Source organism: Streptomyces coffeae (assembly GCF_016741875.1).
GTDB lineage: Bacteria > Actinomycetota > Actinomycetes > Streptomycetales > Streptomycetaceae > Streptomyces > Streptomyces coffeae.
Genome location: NZ_JAERRF010000059.1, coordinates 1 through 18,849, shown reverse-complemented (window position 1 = coordinate 18,849; position 18,849 = coordinate 1). Strand labels below are relative to the sequence as shown.

At 72.0% G+C, this 18,849-nt stretch carries 3 protein-coding genes; all 3 read left to right on the top strand.

What is annotated here, in order from left to right:
• Window positions 1-1,727 (top strand): SDR family NAD(P)-dependent oxidoreductase (locus JK363_RS40235; protein WP_201883296.1); only part of this gene is annotated, 1,727 nt, incomplete at its 5' end.
• 42 nt (window positions 1,728-1,769) lie between these two features.
• Window positions 1,770-13,832: a type I polyketide synthase gene (locus JK363_RS40230; protein WP_201883295.1), complete on the top strand. Its 12,063-nt coding sequence runs from the start codon at window positions 1,770-1,772 to the stop codon at window positions 13,830-13,832.
• A gap of 16 nt (window positions 13,833-13,848) precedes the next feature.
• The coding region (locus JK363_RS40225; protein WP_201883294.1) for a type I polyketide synthase at window positions 13,849-18,849 on the top strand (5,001 nt) is incomplete at its 3' end.

Sequence of the window (18,849 nt, the reverse complement as noted above, 5' to 3'; positions counted from 1 at the left end):
TCAGTGTGCGGGAGGCGACTGGTGGCCGTGGTGTGGATGTGGTGCTCAACAGCCTGGCCGGGGAGTTCATCGACGCCTCACTGCGCCTGCTGGCCGACGGCGGACGGTTCCTGGAGATGGGCAAGACCGACATCCGCGACCCGGAGCACGATCACCCCGATGTGCGGTATCACCCCTACGACCTGATCGCGGACGCCGGACCGGAGCTCATCGGCCGGATGCTGGCTGAGTTGGGCCGGTTGTTCGAGGCCGGGGTGCTGGAGCCGCTTCCGGTGCGGTCATGGCCGTTGAGCCGGGCCCGAGAGGCGTTGCGGTATCTGAGCCAGGCCAAGCACACCGGCAAACTGGTGCTGGACGTTCCCGCGCCGGTAGACCCGGACGGCACCGTCCTCATCACCGGTGGCACCGGCACCCTGGGCGGGCATGTGGCCGAGCATCTCGTCCGCACCCGGCACATCCGGCATCTGCTGCTGGTGAGCCGGAGCGGCCTCGAAGCCCCGGGCGCACGGGAGTTGGCGCTGCGCCTCACCGACCTGGGCGCCGCGGTACGTGTCGAGGCAGTGGACATCACCGATCCCGCCGCGGTACAGGGACTCATCGCGGACATCGACCCGGCGCATCCGCTGACGGGCGTGATCCATGCCGCGGGCGTCGTGGACGACGCCATGCTGCCGTCCCAGAACCCGCGGCGGCTGGCACGGGCCTGGGCCGCCAAGGCCGGGGCCGCCGCCCGGCTGCATGAGGCCACGGCGCGGCTGCGGCTGGGGATGTTCGTGATGTTCTCCTCCTTCGCCTCCGATCTGGGCACCCCGGGCCAGGCCAACTACGCGGCGGCCAACGCCTTCTGCGACGCACTGGCCGCCCACCGCCAAGCCGCGGGCCTGCCGGGCCTGTCCGTGGCATGGGGGCTGTGGGCGGACACCAGCGGTCTCACGGCGCGGCTGGCCGACACCGACCTGGCCCGCATCGGCCGCCTCGGCATCAAAGCCAACAGCGCCGAAGAGGGCCTGGCCCTGCTGGACGCCGCCTGCCGCCACGGCCACCCCCATCTGCTGGCGCTCAACCTGGACACCAGGGCACTGGCCGCCCAGGCCGTCACCTCCTTGCCCACACCCCTGCGCGCCCTCGCGGCCACGGGCGGCGGCGGACGCGTCAGGCCGACCGCCACTGCCGGGGCTCAGCCCACCGACTGGGCCGGCCGGCTCAGCGGGCTGCCGTCCTCCGAACAGCACCGGCTGCTGCTCAACCTCGTCCGCACCCAGGCCGCCACCGTCCTGGGCCACGCCGATGCCTCCGTCGTTCACGCGGACGCGTCGTTCAAGGACCTCGGATTCGACTCGCTGACCGCCGTCGAACTGCGCAACCGGCTGGCCGCCGCCACCGGACTGCGGCTGCCGGCGGCCCTGGTCTTCGACCATCCGGAGGCGGCCGTCCTGGCCGACCATCTGCGACAGCAGCTGGCACCGGGGGACAACACCGTGGTGGCTCCCGGCCCCGACGCACCCCATCCCCTCCTCAACGAGCTGGCCAGAGTGGAGAACAGCCTGTCCGCCGTGGTCGTGGAGGACATGGACTCCGGCGTGGTGACGGCACGGCTGGAGAGCCTGCTGTCGAAGTGGAAGGCGATGTGCACGCCGCCCGACGAAGACAACGCCGTGGAACGGCTCCAGGTCGCGACCGCCGATCAGGTTCTTGAATTCATCGACACCGAGCTTGGCCTGTCATGAACAACGTGGCACGCCTCTTCGCTGAAGGCCGGGTGACCCTCTGTGGCTCATGCTCATGACGAGAAGCTGGTCGACTATCTGCGGCGAGTCGCCGGTGATCTGCACGAAACCCGCCGACGGCTGCGGGAGATGGAGGACCGTGCGCAGGAACCGGTGGCCGTGGTCAGCATGGCCTGCCGCTATCCGGGGGGCGTGACCACGCCCGAGGAGCTGTGGCGGCTCGTCGCCTCCGGTGAACACGCGATGGGCGCGTTCCCCACCGACCGTGGCTGGGACCTGGAAGGGCTCTTCCATCCGGACCCCGACCACCCCGGCACCAGCCATGCCCGGGAAGGCGGTTTCCTCTACGACGCCGATCGCTTCGACCCCGGGTTCTTCGGGATCAGCCCGCGTGAGGCGCTGGCCATCGACCCCCAGCAGCGGCTGCTGCTGGAGGTGTCCTGGGAAGTCCTCGAACGCGCCGGGATCGACCCCGCCTCGCTCAAGGGCAGTTCGACCGGTGTCTACGCGGGCACCGCCCTCCCGGGTTTCGGCACCCCGCACATCGAGAAGAACGCCGAAGGCTATCTGGTCACCGGCAATGCCCCCAGTGTGCTGTCCGGCCGGGTGGCGTACACCCTCGGTCTCGAGGGACCGGCCGTGACGGTGGACACGGCGTGTTCGTCGTCGCTGGTCGCGATGCATCTGGCCTGCCAGGCGCTGCGCCAGGGCGAATGCGGTCTGGCGCTCGCGGGTGGTGTCACGGTGATGGCCATCCCGAACGTGTTCACCGAGTTCTCCCGGCAGCGCGGTCTGGCACCCGACGGCCGCTGCAAGGCGTTCTCCGAGGAGGCGGACGGCACCGCCTTCTCCGAGGGCGTCGGTCTGGTGCTGCTGGAGCGGCTTTCGGACGCCCGGCGCAACGGCCACCGGGTCCTGGCGGTCATCCGGGGTTCGGCCATCAACCAGGACGGTGCGTCCAACGGCCTCACCGCGCCCAACGGTCCCTCCCAACAGCGCGTCATCACCCAGGCGTTGGCGAACGCCCGACTGTCCCCGGCCGAGGTGGACGTGGTCGAGGCGCACGGTACCGGCACCACCCTGGGCGACCCGATCGAGGCCCAGGCGCTGCTGGCCACCTACGGCCAGGAACGCCCCGACGGCCGTCCCCTGTGGCTGGGGTCGGTCAAGTCGAACATCGGACACAGCCAGGGCGCGGCGGGTGTGGCCGGTGTCATCAAGATGGTCATGGCGATGCGGCACGGGACACTTCCCGCCACCGTGCACCTCACCCGGCCCACCCCACATGTGAACTGGGACGCCGGTGCCGTACGTCTGCTCACCGAATCCGTCGACTGGCGGGGCGGTGACCGGCCGCGCCGCGCCGCCGTGTCCTCCTTCGGCATCTCCGGCACCAACGCCCATCTGCTGCTCGAGCAGCCACCCGCCGCGTCCGTACCGGCCGAGTCCGCCCGGCCGTCGGACGGCGCCCTCGTCCCCTGGACCCTGTCCGGACGCGGTGACCAGGCGCTGCGCGCCCAGGCCCGAGCACTCGCCGCCCATCTGACCGTCCATCCGCGGCAGTCCGAGACCGATGTCGCCTGGTCGCTCGCCCGGACCCGCTCCGCCTTTGAACACCGGGCCGTGGCAGTGGCCGGGAGCCGTGCGGAACTGCTCGCGGCGGTACGGGCCCTGGCCGAAGGCGACGACCACCCCGCGCTGGTCCGGGCCACCGCCCCCACCCGCTCCGGTGGCACCGCCTTCATGTTCACCGGACAGGGCAGCCAGCGGCCCGGTATGGGCCGTGAGCTGTACCGGACCTACCAGGTCTTCGCCACCGCCTTCGACGACGTCTGCGCCCATACGGACCCCCTGCTCGGACGCTCACTGCGCGACCTGGTGTTCGCCGCCGAGGGCTCCGGCGAAGCACGGGCGCTGCACGGCACCGCGGTGACACAGGCGGCCCTCTTCGCCCTGGAAACCGCCCTCTTCCGGCTCGTCGAGTCCTTCGGCGTGGTCCCCGACTTCCTCACCGGACACTCCGTCGGGGAACTGGTGGCCGCCCATGTGGGGGGTGTGCTCTCGCTGCCGGACGCCTGCACGCTCGTGGCCGCCCGGGGACGGCTGATGCAGGCGCTCCCGGCCGGTGGCGCCATGGCCGCCGTCGAGACCACCGAGAACCACATCCTGCCCCTGCTCGCGGGCCGTGCGGACCGGATCGCGCTGGCCGCCGTCAACGGCCCCACCGCCGTAGTGGTGTCCGGGGACACCGAAGCCGTCGAGGACATCGTCCGCACCCTCAAGGAACAGGGACACCGGACCAAGCGGCTGCGGGTCAGCCACGCCTTCCACTCCCCGCTGCTGGATCCCATGCTCGACGACTTCCGGGCCGTGGCCCGCGGACTCACCTACCATCCACCACGGATCCCGGTGATCTCCAACCTCACCGGGGAACCGGCCACCGCCGGTCAGCTGTGCGATCCCGAGTACTGGGTACGCCACGTCCGGCAGCCCGTACGCTTCCACGACGGTCTGCGCACCCTGCACGCCGAGGGCACCACCCGCTACCTCGAGCTCGGGCCGGACGCCGTCCTCACCACCATGGCGCAGGACGATCCGAGCGGCGAGGATGCCCCATCGGATACCGCGCCCGTGTTCGCCACCGCCCTGCGCGAGGGCGGCGACGAACCGCGCACCCTGCTGGCCGCGCTGACCGCCCTGCACCTCGACGGCGCCACCGCCGACTTCGCCGCCGCCCTTCCTGACCCGGCGAACCATGTCGACCTCCCCACCTACCGGTTCCAGCGGCAGCGCTACTGGCGGCCCGTGCCCACCGCCACCGCCGATATGCGCGCGGTCGGCCTCGGCGCCACCGACCATCCACTGCTCCAGGCCGCCGTGGAGACACCCGACGGCGGACTGCTGCTCACCGGGCGGCTGTCCCCGCACACCCACCCCTGGCTGACCGACCACACCATCGCGGACCGCGTGCCACTGCCGGGTACGGCCGTCCTCGAACTCGCCCTGCTCGCCGGGGCCCGGACCGGCTGCGAACTCATCGACGACCTCACACTGGAGACACCGCTGCTGCTGCCCGCCGCGGGCGCGGTGCGCATCCAGCTCGCGGTCACCGCCCCCGACACCTCCGGCAGGCGTTCGCTCACCCTGTCCTCCCGGCCCGAGGGCGAGGAGAGCGACGCGGGGGAAACCGCCTGGGTCCGCCACGCCACCGGCGTCCTCACGCCCACCACGTCAGCCGCGGCGGCCGAACCACCGGTGGCCGCATGGCCGCCGCCCGGGGCCGTACCCGTCGATGTGGCCGACCTCTACCAGCGGCTGGCCGACCAGGGCTACGCCTACGGACCGGCCTTCCGCGGACTGCGCGCCGCATGGACACATGGCGACGAGATGCTCGCCGAGGTACGTCTCGCGGCCGGACACCGCGGCGAGGCCGACACCTACGGACTGCACCCCGCCCTGCTCGACAGCGCCCTGCACCCCATCGAAGAGCTCTTCAACGGCGGCCGGGAACCGGAGGACACCACGGCACCCACCGTGCGGCTCCCGTTCTCCTTCAGCGGTGTACGGCTGTACGCCACCGGTGCGGTCCGGCTGCGCGTCCGCATCACCCCGACCGCTCCGGACGCGGTCACCCTGACGCTCACCGACGAACAGGGCGCGACCGTGGCCACCATCGCGTCGCTCGGCCTCCGTGAGATCTCCGCCGACCACTGGCGCTCGGCCCGAGCCGCTGCGGCCGACACCCCGCTGTACCGGCTGGACTGGCAGCCCGGCCCCAAGGCCACCGGCGAGCCGTCACCCGCCGAGCGCTGGGCGGTCGTCGGACCGGATCCCCTGGGCCTGGCCACCGGACCGGACACCGTCGCCCATCCCGACCTGGCCGCGCTCAACGCCGCCGTCGACGGCGGACAACCGGTCCCCGATCTGGTCGTCGTGGTATGCCACGGCACACAGCACACCCAGGACACCGACAGCGAGCCCGAGGACATCCCCGCACAGGTGCGGGCCGCCGCGCATCAGCTGCTCACCACCCTGCGCACCTGGCTCACCGACGAGCGGTTCGCATCCGCCCGGCTGGCCGTGGTCACCCACGGCGCCGTGGCCACCGGCCCCGAGGACCCGCCCGCCGGTCTGATCACCGCGCCTCTGTGGGGCCTGGTCCGCACCGCACAGGCCGAACACCCCGGGCGCGTCCTGCTCCTGGACCTGGACGACCACCCCCAAACACGCCAGGCCCTGCGCACCGCGCTCCCGGCCGCCACCCACGCCGACGAATCCGAACTGGCCCTGCGGGCCGGGGAGGTCCGTGTACCACGCCTGGTCACGGTGCGCCCCGGCCAGGATGCCGCGTTCCCCGCCCTCGACCCGGACGGCACCGCCCTGATCACCGGTGGCACCGGTGCGCTGGGACGGCTTGTCGCCCGCCATCTGGTCTCCGCACACGGCGTACGGCACCTGCTGCTGGTCAGCCGGAGTGGCGGCGGCTCACCCGACATCGACATCCTCACCGGTGAACTGGCCGCGCGGGGCGCCCGGGTACGCGTGGCGGCCTGCGATGCCGCCGATCCGCACGCGCTGGCCGAGCTGCTCGCCACCGTCCCCGCCGACCACCCCCTGACGGCCGTCGTCCACGCCGCCGGGGTGCTCGACGACGGCGTGGTCACCGCGATGACACCCGAGCAGCTCGACACCGTCCTCGCCCCCAAACTGGATGCCGCCTGGCATCTGCACCGGCTGACCCGCGACCGGGACCCGGCCGCGTTTGTGATGTTCTCCTCGGCCGCCTCCGTCATGGGCAACGGTGGCCAGGCCAACTACGCCGCGGCCAATATGTTCCTCAACGCGCTCGCCGAACACCGCCGGGCCGAGGGCCGGACGGCACACACCCTGGCCTGGGGGCTGCTGACCGCGGCCGGGGGTATGACCGGCCACCTCGACGAGACCGACCTCGCCAGGATCGCCCGTTCCGGCAACGCCCCGGTCTCCGACGAACAGGCGCTGGCATTCCTCGACACGGCGCTGACCACCTCCCACCCCACCGTCGTACCGGCCAGGTTCAACACCGTGGCGCTGCGCACCCGGGCCGCCACCGGACCCCTGCCACCCATACTGCGGCGTCTGGTGCGCACACCGGCTCGGGCTGTCGCGGACACCGGCGCGGGGTCCTGGGCCGCGCGGCTGGCCGGGCTCTCCGCCGAGCAGCAGGACCGGGCCCTCGCCGAGCTGGTGCGCGACCAGATCGCCACCGTTCTCGCCCATCCGAACCCGGAGGACATCGAACCGGGCCGGGCCTTCCAGGAGCTCGGCTTCGACTCGCTGACCGCCCTCGATCTGCGCAACCGCCTGGGCACGGCCACCGGTACCCGGATCCCGGCCACCGTCATCTTCGACTACCCGAGCCCCGACGCCCTCGTCCGTTTCCTGCGCGACCAGGTTCTCGGCACGGACCCGGCCGCGTCACCCGGCGTACCGGCCGCCGTGGCGGTGGCGGCCGATGACGATCCGATCGCGATCGTCGGTATGGCCTGCCGCTATCCGGGCGGCGTCGGCTCGCCGGAGGAACTGTGGCGGCTGGTGGCCGAAGGAGTGGACGCCATCGGGGAGTTCCCCGCGGACCGCGGCTGGGACCTGGTGGATCTGTTCGACCCGGACCCCGACCACACCGGCACCAGCTATGCCCGCGAAGGCGGATTCCTGTACGACGCCCCGAGGTTCGACGCCGAGTTCTTCGGTATCAGCCCGCGCGAGGCGCTGGCCACCGACCCCCAGCAGCGACTGCTGCTGGAAACCGCCTGGCAGGCATGCGAAAGCGCGGGTATCGACCCGGTCGGTCTGCGCGGCAGCCGGAGCGCGGTGATCACCGGTGTCATGTACGACGACTACGGCAGCCGTTTCCTGGGCCGGACACCGGAAGGTGTCGAGGGACGTCTGATGACCGGCAGCACACCGAGCATCGCCTCGGGGCGCGTGGCGTTCACCTTAGGTCTGGAGGGGCCCGCGGTGACGGTGGACACCGCGTGTTCGTCGTCGCTGGTGGCGATGCATCTGGCCGCCCAGGCACTGCGGCAGGGCGAATGCACCCTGGCCCTGGCCGGTGGTGTGACGGTGATGGCCACCCCCAACACCTTCGTCGAGTTCTCGCGGCAGCGCGGGCTGGCCGCCGACGGCCGCTGCAAGCCGTTCGCGGCGGCGGCCGACGGCACCGGCTGGGGCGAGGGCATCGGCCTGCTCCTCCTCGAACGCCTCTCGGACGCCCGGCGCAACGGACGTCAGGTGCTGGCCGTGATCCGTGGCTCCGCCGTCAACCAGGACGGCGCCTCCAACGGGCTCACCGCCCCCAACGGACCCTCGCAGCAACGGGTGATCCGCGCCGCGCTGGCCACCGCGCGCCTCGCTCCGTCCGACGTCGACGTGGTGGAGGCGCACGGCACCGGCACCACCCTGGGCGACCCGATCGAGGCCCAGGCGCTGCTGGCCACCTACGGTCAGGAACGCCCCGACGGCCGACCGCTGTGGCTGGGGTCGGTGAAGTCGAACATCGGCCACACCCAGGCCGCCGCCGGGGTGGCGGGTGTCATCAAGATGGTGATGGCGATGCGCCACGGCCTGCTGCCTCCGTCCCTGCACATCGACTCGCCCAGCCACCATGTCGCCTGGGACGACGGCGCGGTGCGGCTGCTCACCGAAGCCGTCGCATGGCCCGGTGCCGAGCGGCCCCGCCGCGCCGGTGTGTCCTCCTTCGGCATCAGCGGCACCAACGCCCATGTGATCCTCGAGCAGGCGCCCGAAGCGCTGGACGACGGTTCCGCACCGGCCGTGCCCGCCACCGGCGTGGTGCCGTGGGTGCTCTCCGCGCGCGGCGCCACCGCCCTCCGTGACCAGGCAAGGGCTCTGGCCGAGCGGCTGACCGCCGAAGATGCTCCGTCACCCGACGAGATCGGCTGGTCGCTGCTGACCACCCGCACCCTTTTCGACCACCGTGCCGTGGTGGTCGGCGAGGACCGCGCCGAACTACTGGCGGCCGTAAGGGCATTGGCAGCCGACGAAACCCATCCGGGCGTGGTCCACTCGGGCACCGCCGCCACCCATGGCGGCAAGGGCCCGGTGCTGGTCTTCCCCGGCCAGGGCTCCCAGTGGATCGGCATGGGCGCGGGGATGATGGATGTCTCACCGGTGTTCGCGGAGCGCGCGGCCGCCTGTGAACGAGCCTTGGCACCGTACGTCGACTGGTCGCTCACCGATGTCCTCCGCGGCACCGAGGGCGTCGCCGACCTCAGCCGGGTGGACGTGGTGCAACCCGTGCTGTGGGCGGTCATGGTGTCCCTCGCCGCCGTCTGGGAGGGCTACGGCGTCAGGCCCGCCGCGGTCGTCGGCCACAGCCAGGGCGAGATCGCCGCCGCCTGCGTGGCCGGGGCGCTGTCCCTGGACGACGGCGCCCGGATCGTGGCCCTGCGCAGCCAGGCGCTGCGCCGACTGGCCGGTGGCGGTGCGATGGCCTCCCTCGGCATCGGCGAGGAGCAGGCGGTCGCACTGCTGGACCGACTCGGCGACCGTGGCGCCTCGGTGGTCGTGGCCGCGATCAACGGACCGGCGTCCACCGTGGTGTCCGGACCTCCCGCCCAGGTGGCCGCGGCCGCGGCAGCGTGCCGGGAATCCGGCGAGCGGGCCCGGATGATCGAGGTGGACTACGCCTCCCACAGCCCCCAGGTGGACCAGATCACCGATGAACTCACCACGGTGCTGGCCGGCATCGAACCGGTCGCGGTGCCCCCGGACGAGGTGGCGTTCTACTCGACCGTGACCCGGGGCAGGACCGACACCACCGTTCTGGACACCGCGTACTGGGTGCGCAATCTGCGGCAACAGGTGCGGTTCGCCGATGCCGTCGAAGCGCTGCTGACCGATGGCCACCGGGTGTTCATCGAGGCCAGCACCCACCCCGTGCTGACGGTGGGGATGCAGGAGACCTTCGAGGACACCGCGATCGAGGCCGTCACGGTGCCCACACTCCGCCGCGACCATGGCGATCTGGCCCAGCTGCTGCGGTCGGTCGCCCAGGCGTTCACCGCCGGAATCGAGGTCGACTGGACCGGGCTGTTCCCCTCGGACCCGGCGCCGCGCACGGTCGCCCTCCCCACCTATGCCTTCCAGCGCAACCACTACTGGCTGGAGGACACCGGCGGCCGTGGCGGCGACCCCGCCGACCTCGGCCTCGACTCCGCCGAACACCCGCTGCTGGGCGCGGCCCTGGAGGTCGCCGACGGCAGCAGCCATCTCCTCACCGGCCGGCTCGCGGCCGGTGGCGGCGAGGGCTGGCTCGCCGACCACACGGTGGCGGGCACCGTGCTCGTCCCCGGCGCCGCACAGGTCGAATGGGCGCTCCGGGCCGCCGACCAGTCGGGCTGCGGCGCGGTGGAGGAACTGACCTCGCAGGTGCCGTTGGTCCTGCCGGACACGGGCGGGCTGCGGGTCCAGGTCGTCGTGGGCGACGCCACCGACGACGGCCGGCGCGACGTACGCGTGTACACCCGGCCGGACCACAACACCGACGACACCCCCTGGGTGTGCCACGCGACCGGGGTGCTCGGCCCGCCCCGCGACGGCGCGGCGGACACCCCGCCCGCCATCGGCACATGGCCTCCCGAGGGCGCCGAACCCGTCGACGCGGACGCGCTCTACGAACGTGCCGCGGCCACCGGATACGGATACGGTCCCGCCTTCCGCGGCGTACGGAAGCTCTGGCGGGACGGCACCGACGTCCTCGCCGAAGTGACACTTCCCGAAGCCGCCGGGGATCAGCGGGGATTCGGTATCCACCCGGCGCTGCTGGACGCCGTACTGCACCCGGCCGCCCTGCTCGTCGAGCCGCCCGGGAAGACCGCCGACGGCGACTCACTGTGGCTGCCGTTCGCCTGGAACGGAGTGACCCTGTGGGCGTCCGGCGCGACCACCGTACGTGTCCGGCTGTCGCCCCGCGCACAGGACACCGACACCCGGCACGCACTGCACGTGACCGTGGCCGACGCCGTGGGCGACCCCGTCCTCACCGTCGACGTGCTGGAGCTGCGGCCCGCCCGTCCCGACCAGCTGCGGACCGCGGGCCGCTCCGGCACCGACGGTCTGTTCACCCTCGACTGGATCCCCCTGCCCACACCCGCCCCGGGCACCGGCACCGCGCTGCCCGCACCGGGCACCGGCGACGGCACCTGGGTGGTGCTCGGTCCCGAGGACACCGACTGGCACACCGCCGACCTGGTGCGCCACTCCGGCCTGGAGGCTTTGATCGCGGCGCTCGACGCCGACGCCCCGGTACCCGCCGTGGTCCTGACCGGTGTTCCGGCCGCGGGGGCACGGCCGGAGGTGGACGAGGCCCACGCCCTCGCCACCGCCCAGGACACCCTGCGTCTGGTGCAGGGCTGGCTGGCCGAACCCCGGCTGGCCGGAGCCCGTCTGGTGGTGGTGACCCGCGGCGCCGTACCCGCCGGTGACACCCCCGGCGAGGACCCCGGTGACCAGGCCGCGGACCCGGCGGGTGCCGCCGTATGGGGGCTGCTGCGCAGCGCGCAGTCGGAGAACCCCGACCGGTTGATCCTGCTCGACCTCGACCCCCGTGCGGGGATCGATCCGGGCGGAATCGCCGCCCTTGTGGTGGACGGAGTGCTGCGCGCCGCCGGGCTGGACGAACCACAGGTGGCGGTTCGGGCCGGCCGCGTCCGGGCGCCCCGGCTGGTACGCGCCGGTGGCCCCGGCAGCGGTGGCCTGGTCGCCCCCGTGGGGGAGCGGGCATGGCGGCTGGCGGTGCGGGGCGCCGCCACCGTGGAGAACGTGACACCGGTGCCCTGCCCCGAGGTCCTGGAACCCCTGGGCCCCGGCGAGGTCCGTATCGCCGTGCGCGCCGCGGGCCTCAACTTCCGGGACGCCCTCATCGTCGTGGGCATGTACCCCGGCGGCGGGGTGTTCCGGGGCAGCGAAGGCGCCGGAGTGGTCCTGGACGTGGGCGCCGAGGTGACCGGGCTCGAGCCCGGGGACCGGGTCATGGGCCTGTTCGAGGGCGCGTTCGGCCCGTACGCGGTGGCGGACGCCCGGATGGTGGTGCCGGTCCCGGACGGCTGGAGCTACCAGCAGGCCGCCGCCGTTCCTGTGGTGTTCCTCACCGCCTGGTACGGCCTGGTGGACCTGGCGGGGCTGACATCGGGCGAATCGGTGCTCATCCACGCCGCGACCGGCGGTGTCGGCATGGCCGCCGTGCAGATCGCCCGCCACCTCGGCGCCGAGATCTACGCCACGGCCGGGCCCGGCAAACACACGGTGCTCGAGGAGATGGGCATCGACCGCGTCCACCGCGCCTCCTCCCGCGAACTCGGCTTCGAGGAGGAACTGCGCGAAGCCACCGGCGGACGCGGTGTGGACGTGGTGCTGAACAGCCTCGCCGGACCGTTCGTGGACGCCTCGCTGCGGCTGCTGAGCGACGGCGGACGGCTCTCCGAGATGGGCAAGACCGATATCCGCGATCCCGAGGACATCGCCACCGCCCACCCGGGGGTGCGCTACCGCGCCTTCGACCTGGTGCCCGACGCCGGACCGGACCGCATCGGGGAGATGTTGCGGGAGTTGAGCGCGCTGTTCGCCACCGGTGAGCTGCGGCCCGCACCCGTGACGGCCCGGCCGCTGAGCCGGGCACGCGACGCCCTGAGGCAGCTCAGCCAGGCCCGCCACACCGGCAAGCTGGTGCTGGACGTACCCGCGGCCGTCGACCCGGACGGCACCGTGCTCATCACCGGCGGCACCGGCACCCTCGGCGGCCATGTCGCCGAACACCTCGTACGCACCTGGCACACTGGCCATCTGGTGCTGGTCAGCAGGCGTGGCCCGGAGGCCCCCGGAGCGTCCGAACTGGCCGCACGGCTCACCGAACTCGGCGCGCGGGTACGGATCGTCGCCGCCGACGTCACCGATGCAACGGCGGTGGCGGAGCTGGTGGCGGGGATCGATCCCGTACATCCGCTCACCGGGGTCATCCACGCCACCGGACTGCTCGACGACGCGGTGGTCACCTCACAGACCCCCGAGCGGCTGGCGCGGGTGTGGGCGGCCAAGGCCACGGCGGCCACCCATCTGCACGCCGCGACGGCGCATCTGCGGCTGGGTATGTTCGTGATGTTCTCGTCCGCGGCCGGGGTGATGGGCAGTCCCGGGCAGGCCAACTACGCCGCGGCCAACGCCTTCTGCGACGCCCTGGCCGCCCACCGCAGGGCAGCCGGACTGCCCGGGGTATCGGTGGCGTGGGGGCTGTGGGCCGAAGTCAGCGGAATGACCGGCCACCTCGCCGAGGCCGACCTCGCCCGGATGGCCCGCACCGGAATCCGCGCCCTGACCGCACAGCACGGCCTCACTCTGCTCGACGCCGCGGTGCGGCACGGTGCCGACCACCTTGTCGCCGCCGACGTGGACACCCGGACCCTGAGCGGACTGCCTCCCGACACCGTCCCCGCCACCCTGCGCGCCCTGGCCGCCACAAGCGGTGCGGGCGGCACCGGCCGGCGCACGGCGGCTCCCGGCGACGGCGGCCAGCAGGTCGACTGGGCCGCACGGCTGGCCGGGCTGTCGGCGACCGAACGCCACCGCCAAGTGCTCAACCTGGTCCGCGGCCACGCGGCCACCGTGCTGGGACACACCGATGTGGACGCGGTCCAGGCGGACACCAGCTTCAAGGAACTCGGCTTCGACTCGCTGACCGCCGTCGAGCTGCGCAACCGGCTGGCCGCCGCCACCGGACTCCGGCTGCCCGCCGCCATGGTCTTCGACTACCCCGAAGCCGCCGCGCTCGCCGAACACCTCCTGGAACGGCTGACACCCGGCGAAGGCACCACCGACGGCCGGGACGGCGTGGACCCGGTCCTCAATGAGCTGGCCCGGCTGGACACCACCCTCGCCGCCCTGGTCACCGACGACGAAGGCCGCCAGCGGATCACCAAACGGCTCAGCGGGCTTCTGGCGAAGTGGCACGGCGGTGCCACCGACCCCGCCGCCATAACCGAATTCAGCGGCCTGGAGTCCGCGTCGGACGACGAGATGTTCGAGCTCATTGACCGAGAACTGCCCTGATGGAGGAGCGGAACTGATGTCGGGTACGGAAGAGAAGCTCCGCCAGTACCTCAAGCGTGTGACCGCCGACCTGGGGCAGACACGGCAGCGGCTGCGCGAGGTGGAGGAGCGGGCCCAGGAACCGGTGGCCATCGTGAGCATGGCCTGCCGCTTCCCGGGCGGGATCGCCTCGCCCGAGGACCTGTGGCGGCTGGTCGCCTCGCGGGGCGACGCCATCGGCGACTTCCCCGCCGACCGGGGCTGGGACCTGGACGGCATCCACCATCCCGACCCCGACCACCCCGGCACCAGCTATGTCCGCCGTGGTGGATTCCTCGACCACGCCGACGGCTTCGACGCCACCTTCTTCGGCATCAGCCCACGGGAAGCCCTCGCGGCCGAACCACAGCAGCGCCAACTCCTCGAAGTCTGCTGGGAACTGCTCGAACGCGCTGGTATCGACCCCCGCACGCTGAAAGGCACCCCCACCGGGGTCTACGCGGGCGCCGGAATCCTCGGCTTCGGCACCCCGCACATCGAGCAGAGCGCCGAAGGCTATCTCCTCACCGGCAACACCCTCAGCGTCCTCTCCGGCCGCGTCGCCTTCACCCTCGGCCTCGAAGGGCCCGCGGTCACGGTGGACACCGCGTGCTCGTCGTCCCTCGTGGCCATGCACCTGGCCTGCCAGGCGCTGCGCCAGGGCGAATGCACCCTGGCCATGGCCGGCGGCGTGACCGTCATGACCACCCCCAACACCTTCGTGGAGTTCTCCCGCCAGCGCGGACTGGCACCCGACGGCCGCTGCAAGCCCTTCGCGGCGAGCGCGGACGGCACGGGCTTCTCGGAAGGTGCCGGACTGCTGCTGCTGGAGCGGCTTTCCGACGCGCGGCGCAACGGTCACCAGGTGCTCGCCGTCATCCGTGGCTCGGCCATCAACCAAGATGGCGCGAGCAACGGACTGACCGCCCCGAACGGACCCTCGCAGCAGCGCGTCATCCGGCAGGCGCTTATCAACGCCCAGCTGTCCTCAGCGGAGGTGGACGCCGTGGAGGCACATGGCACGGGCACCACGTTGGGCGATCCGATCGAGGCCGACGCGCTGATCGCCACCTACGGTCGGGAGCGGCCGGAGGGCCGGCCGTTGTGGCTGGGGTCGTTGAAGTCGAACATCGGTCATACGCAGGGTGCGGCGGGTGTGGCGGGTGTCATCAAGATGGTGATGGCGCTGCGCCATGGGCTGCTGCCCGCCACCCTCCATGTCGATGAGCCGACACCGCACGCGGACTGGAAGAGCGGTGCGGTGCGGCTGCTCACCGAGGAGGTGCCGTGGCCGCGCGATGAACGCCCGCGTAGGGCGGGAGTGTCCGCGTTCGGTATTTCCGGTACGAACGCGCATGTGATTGTGGAGGAGGCTCCTGCTGGGGATGGGGTGGAGGAGTGTGTTGCGGGGGGTGGGGTGTGTGTTGGTGGGGTGGTTCCGTGGGTGGTGTCGGGGCGGAGTGTGGAGGCGTTGCGGGGGCAGGCGGTGGCGTTGGCGGGTTGGGTGTCGGGTGATGCTGAGTTGATGCCGGTGGATGTGGGTTGGTCGTTGGTTGCGGGGCGTTCGGTGTTTGAGCATCGTGCGGTGGTGGTGGGGGAGGATTGGGCTGGGTTGGTGGGGGGTGTGGGGGCTCTTGCGGTGGGTGGGGTGGATGCGGGGGTGGTGTGTTCTGGTGTTGGTGGCGTGGTGGGTGGTGTGGGTCCGGTGTTGGTGTTTCCGGGTCAGGGTTCGCAGTGGGTGGGGATGGGTGCGGGGTTGTTGGATGTTTCTTCGGTGTTTGCGGGGCGGGTGGCGGAGTGTGAGCGTGCTCTTGCGCCATTTGTGGATTGGTCGTTGACGGAGGTGCTGCGGGGCGATGTAGGTTCCGCTGATCTGAGTCGTGTGGATGTGGTGCAGCCGGTGTTGTGGGCGGTGATGGTGTCGTTGGCGGCGGTGTGGGCGGGGTATGGGGTGCGGCCTGCTGCGGTGGTGGGTCATTCGCAGGGTGAGATTGCGGCTGCGGTGGTGGCGGGTGCGTTGTCGTTGGAGGATGGCGCGAGGATTGTGGCGTTGCGGAGCCAGGCGTTGCGGAGGCTGGCCGGTGGCGGGGCGATGGCCTCGCTGGGTGTCGGTCAGGAGCGTGTCGGTCAGGTGCTGTCCCGGTTGGGGGAGCGGGCTGTGGGTGTGGGTGTGGCGGCGGTCAACGGGCCTGCCTCTACGGTGGTGTCGGGTTCGCCGGAGCAGGTGGCGGCTGTGGTGGCGGCATGTGAGGAGAACGGTGAGCGGGCGCGGTTGATCGAGGTGGATTATGCCTCGCACGGTCCGCAGGTGGATGAGATCCACGATGAGCTGATGCATGTCCTGGACGGCATTCAGCCGGTCGCGGTCTCGGAGGTGGCGTTCTACTCGACGGTGACGGGCGGCCGGGTCGACACGTCCTTGTTGGACACGGCGTATTGGGTGCGGAATCTGCGGGATCGGGTGCGGTTCAGTGACACGGTCGATGCGCTGTTGGCCGATGGTCATCGGGTGTTTATCGAGGTGAGTACGCATCCGGTGTTGACGGTGGGGATGCAGGAGACGTTTGAGGCGGTGGATGTTGCGGCGGTGACGGTGCCGACGTTGCGCCGTGGCGAGGGTGGTCAGCGGCAGTTGGTGCAGTCGTTGGCGTTGGCGTTCACCGCTGGGGTGGAGGTGGACTGGACGGCACTGTTCCCAGCAGAGCCCCGCCCCCGGACCGTCGATCTGCCCACCTACGCCTTCCAGCACCAGCGCTTCTGGATGGCGGCTTCGGGCGGTTTCGGCGACCTCGGCGACCTCGGGCTGGACTCCGCCGATCACTCGCTGCTGGGCGCCACCGTGGAACTGGCCGACGGCAGTACACATCTGCTCACCGGCCGTATCGCCCCAGGTGGTGGGGACGGCTGGCTCAGCGAACATGTGGTGGCGGGCGCCGCACTGGTCCCGGGAGCGGCTCTGGTGGAGTGGGTGCTCCGAGCGGCCGACGAGGTCGGCTGCGGGGAAATCGAGGAGTTGGCGCTTCAGGTGCCCCTGGTGCTGCCCGAGTCGGGCGGCCTCCGCGTCCAGATAGTCGTGGGCGAGGCCGCCGACGGCGGACGGCGTGAGGTGCGGGTGTACTCCCGTCCCGATGGCGCCGGGACCTGGGTGTGCCATGCCGACGGCGTACTGAGCCCACCCCCGGACCATACTGGCCCGGCGGAGGGCCTTGGCGGTGTCTGGCCCCCGGCAGGCGCGACCCCCGTTGATCTGGAGGGTTTCTACGAACGCGCCGCGGCATCGGGGTACGCGTACGGGCCCTCGTTCCAGGGACTGCGCGCGGTGTGGCGTGACGGCACGGACGTCCTGGCCGAGGTGGCACTGCCCGAGGACGCGGGCGACCCGGACGGATTCGGTATCCATCCCGCGCTGCTGGACGCCGCACTGCATCCGGGCCTGCTCATCGCCGAAACCGCGCGGCAGCGGGACGGTGGCCAGGTGTGGCTGCCGTTCGCATGGAACGGCGTGTCCCTGTGGGCCGCCGGAGCGACCACCGTCAGGGTGCGGCTGTCCCCTCAGCGGCAGGACGCGGAGGGCGAACGGAGGCTGCGGATGGTCGTGGCCGACGCCATGGGCGATCCGGTTCTGACGGTCGACTCGCTGGTGACGCGCCCGGCCTCGATCGACCGGCTCCGGGCCGCGGGAAGGCCCGGCGGCGATGGCCTCTTCGCGCTGGAATGGAGTCCCTTGCCACGGGCCTCCGGGGCCGCGGAGCCGGTGAGCGACTGGACGGTACTGGACACCGAAGGGCCGTATCCGGACCTGGACACGATTGTCGCGGCACTCGATGGCGACGAAGCCGTCCCGTCAGTGGTGTTCGCTGACCTGAAGCGCCCTGGCGACGAGGACGTGATGGCGGATGAGGGCCTCGCGTTGGTGGAACGGGCGTTGGGTCTGATTCAGGGCTGGCTGGCCGAACCGCGTTGTGCCGACGCCCGGTTGGTGCTGGTGACACGAGGTGCTGTCGCGGCAGATGCCCCAGCGACAACCGGCGTTGATGTGGTGGCCGCCGCGCTGTGGGGTCTGGTTCGCAGCGCACAGTTGGAGCACCCGGAACGCTTCGTCCTGCTCGACCTCGCCCCTGGGGCCGATCTGGCGGATGAGAGTGTGCGGAGCGCCGTCGGCCGCGCGGTCGAGCGGGATGAGACACAACTCGCGGTCAGGGACGGTGAGGCTCTGGTACCTCGCCTTGTCCGCGCCACCGTCGACGACGATGCGCGACAGCGCGTGTCCGCGGGGATCGATCCGGACGGCACGGTGCTCATCACGGGGGGCACCGGCACCCTGGGCGGTCTTGTGGCCGAGCATCTGGTGCGTTCGTGGCAGGTTCGGCATCTGGTGTTGGCGAGCCGTCGTGGCCCGGAGGCGACGGGTGCGGGGGAGTTGACTGCCCGGTTGGAGGAACTGGGTGCACGGGTGCGCATCGTCGCGGTGGACGTCACGGATGCGGGCGCGGTGGCGGAGCTGGTGGCCGGGGTCGATCCGGAGCATCCGCTGACGGGGATCGTCCATGCCGCGGGGCTGCTCGACGACGCGGTCATCACCTCACAGACGCCGGAGCGGTTGGCCCGGGTGTGGGCGGTGAAGGCTACCGCCGCGACTCATCTGCATGCCGCCACGGCGGATCTGCCGCTGGGCATGTTCGTGATGTTCTCGTCCGCGGCGGGAGTGCTCGGAAGCCCGGGCCAGTCCAACTACGCCGCGGCCAACGCCTTCTGTGATGCCCTGGCCGCCCACCGGCAAGCCATGGGCCTGCCCGGGGTGTCCGTGGCCTGGGGACTGTGGGCCCGGGCCAGCGAGCTGACCGGGAGCCTCGCCGAGACAGACCGGGCACGTATGTCCCGCTCCGGTATCACGGCGATGACCAGTGAGAAGGCGCTGAGCCTCCTGGACACTGCCTGTGCGGATGGCCGTTCTCAACTCCTCGCCGCCGAGCTGAACGTGGCGGGGTTGGAGGGTGGC